We start from the raw sequence: 2,536 nt of genomic DNA, 5'->3' as shown, positions 1-2,536 counted from the left end.
GAGACAGATGACCCCCCCTACCCCTCCGATCCGCTGGCGCGATCGCCAGCCCGCCGGCGTGCAGGACCTCAAGGATCAGGCCCGGCGGCTGCGCGAGCTTCTGGCCAGCACCGCGTCGCCCGTCTCCAGCGCGCAGGCGCTCGAGATGATGGCCCGCGTCCACGGCTATGACAGCTGGGGCCAATTGAACGCGGAGCTACAACGGGCCGAGGCTGAACCGGCGTCCGCCGGGCCGGGGCATACCCTTCTCGAGGGTCCAATCGTTGGCATTTCGCAGGTGGAGGCCGGAATGCGGCTACACCACTATGCGAAACAGTTGGGGTTCTCGGAGAAGATGGCTGACGACGTGATGGTCCTCGCCCGCCAGTGCTTGTCCGAGCTCAACTCGGGCTGGACCTACTGTGATACCCACGTCGGAGCCCTGCTGATGGAGGCCGAGGCGCGCGGAGGCGTATCGCCGCAAGCGAGACGCGCGGTCCAAGCCATGCGGAAGATCCTCGGCGCGGTCGATCTGCGCGAGTTGCCACCGCTTCGGCACCGGCTGCAAGTCACGCCCGGTCCTGATCACGCTGAACCGGGCCCGGAGTGGCAGCAGATCTCGGAGTTGCCCGACGACATCTTCAGACAGCGGCCGCATATGGCCGTCATCGCCCGCAACGACATCGCGGCGAGCGCCGTCATTCGCCACTTCTGGCAGCGCGGAAAGCTGGTCACCGAGGTGCCGAACAACCACCGCCCAAGCGAACAGCTGGTCGAAGCACTCGAACGGCATTTCGGAGAATGCGGTTTGGCCCGCCCCGAGGATGCGAGAGACTTCGTGCGGACCGTCATCCGATCGGTTTTCGAGGATCCTGCCGCGCCGAAGCCCGTTCCGGCGGAGCGGTTGATCCTCTCCATCCCCTGGCGGCCGCATGAGACGGGCTACAGCCTCTTTCTTGCGACAGCGCGGAGCTGGAAGATCGATGTGATCGTGCGGATCACGCCCGCCCGTTACACCGGCACGGCGGCGCGAGAGTTGAAAGCCGTGCTCGCCAACTGCGGCACACTGGTCCTCGGACCGGACACCGTCATGCCGGACTTCGTGCCGGGGCCGGTGGTGGCCAACCGCGGGGCGGACCCCATCCACAGGCCGAATGTGGGGCAAGGCTGATCGGCGGGGGTGGCATGCCACCCCGTCTGCCATTCCGCGATAGACCCATCTTCTGGCGGATAACGGGTCTCGGGATCGCGCTACCTGCCTTCGGGAAAGAGGGCCAACTCCGTGGCCAATTCGAACGCCTGAGCGGTTGTCGGCGCTCCCAGCTTGCGTCGCGCGCTCGCAAGGCGCTGCTTGACCGCGCTTTCGGAAATACCAAGGTGGTGGCTCGCGATCTTTGCTTTGACGCCACTGCCGAAGAGCTGCAACGCGGCGGCTTCGTTCGGGGTCATTTTTCCGATAGCCTGATACTTGTCATGCATCGCGGCCAGACTGCTTTGGATCTCTGAAAGCTCATCGTCAGTGTAGCTGCGATCGCTTCGCGCCGTCATGACGAAGGATCGGCCATTGGTGATCGGACAGATCATCGAGGCGACAGCCCCATGTTTCAGGCCGAATCTCTGCGCCTCCGAAATGACGCCACGGGGGTCTGGCTCGTCGACCTCGCTCCACCGGATCACGCCATTGTTCTTGCGGGCCCATAGAATCAATGGGTCGTAGATGGATAAGACGTTCTCTGTGTAATAATTTATCCACGCTTGCGGGAGAAAATTGAACTCTTTCGCAGGAAACGAATATCGCAGTCGAAAAACGAGGAACACGCCGGCAGGAGCCAACCTTTTTATATCGGACGGTAGGTCGATCATGTGCCCGGGTCCTACTCAGATCGGTACGGTATGGTGCGATGCTCGCGCAGCATGTGGCTGCAAATCATCGGAAAAACAATAGGCCGCAAGCATTGCTATCATGAACAGGGGTTTTTCGCCAACGCCGCTCAAGGTCTCTGCCCGGGAGCACGGTGAGGCGGCGGAAAACTACGTGCTGCGGGTTCTGCGGCAAATCCATTGCCTCACCGCGGCGGGTTTTTCGATCGCGCTGCATGCGAGGTATGGCGTGCCCAGCTACCTGTGGACGAACATGAGCGCTGCGTTTCTCGACCCTTACGATCAGGCCGCCATGTTGTTGTCCGACCCGACCGTGAGGTGGGTGAGGGAAAATCGCGGCTGGACGCATTGGTCGGATCTGCGTGCCATGGATACGTCCGGCGTTTTCGACCTGGCGGACCGGTGTGGGATGAACCACGGCGTGACGGTGTCCATCGGGTGCTTGCGTCGACCGTCCTCGTCTGAAGTGCCACGGTTGACGCTCGGCAATTTCGCCCGGCCCGACAGGCCGTTTCAGCACGACGAGGCGCAGTGGCTGCACGACCAGCTGAATGCCCTTCATTTCGAAACCGATCCGGCGCAACCCCTGTCGAAGGAGGACAGGTCCTTCCTGGAGCGCCTGTCGATGACGATGGTGGGGCATCTCGCGCTGCAATCGAAGTAGCGGCGCATCGCA

Annotated in this window: 3 protein-coding genes; 2 read left to right on the top strand and 1 reads right to left on the bottom strand. The window is 62.7% G+C overall.

Annotated elements, in window-relative coordinates:
- A partial coding sequence (locus tag ACFDS3_RS20825) for a glyoxalase superfamily protein (RefSeq protein ID WP_375264231.1) occupies positions 1-1,150 on the top strand: 1,150 nt, incomplete at its 5' end.
- An 80-nt stretch (positions 1,151-1,230) separates the two neighbouring features.
- Here ACFDS3_RS20825 and ACFDS3_RS20820 read toward each other — a convergent pair.
- Complete coding sequence (locus tag ACFDS3_RS20820) at positions 1,231-1,842, bottom strand: helix-turn-helix transcriptional regulator (protein ID WP_375264230.1); 612 nt, start codon at positions 1,840-1,842, stop codon at positions 1,231-1,233.
- Between the two features lie 100 nt (positions 1,843-1,942).
- Here ACFDS3_RS20820 and ACFDS3_RS20815 point away from each other — a divergent pair, with 100 nt between their 5' ends.
- On the top strand, positions 1,943-2,524 hold the full coding sequence (locus ACFDS3_RS20815; RefSeq protein ID WP_375264229.1) for an autoinducer binding domain-containing protein: 582 nt from the start codon (positions 1,943-1,945) through the stop codon (positions 2,522-2,524).
- Positions 2,525-2,536: the final 12 nt, after the last annotated feature.

This window comes from Palleronia sp. (assembly GCF_042089775.1).
Lineage (GTDB): Bacteria > Pseudomonadota > Alphaproteobacteria > Rhodobacterales > Rhodobacteraceae > Palleronia.
The sequence above is the reverse complement of the archived record's forward strand: the minus strand, read 5'-3'. Positions and strand labels throughout refer to the sequence as shown.

What these genes read in the sequence shown, in the direction of transcription:
- ACFDS3_RS20820 (WP_375264230.1), bottom strand. Translation starts at nt 1,842, where the DNA reads ATGATCGACCTACCGTCCGATATAAAAAGGTTGGCTCCTGCCGGCGTG.
- ACFDS3_RS20815 (WP_375264229.1), top strand. Translation starts at nt 1,943, where the DNA reads ATGAACAGGGGTTTTTCGCCAACGCCGCTCAAGGTCTCTGCCCGGGAG.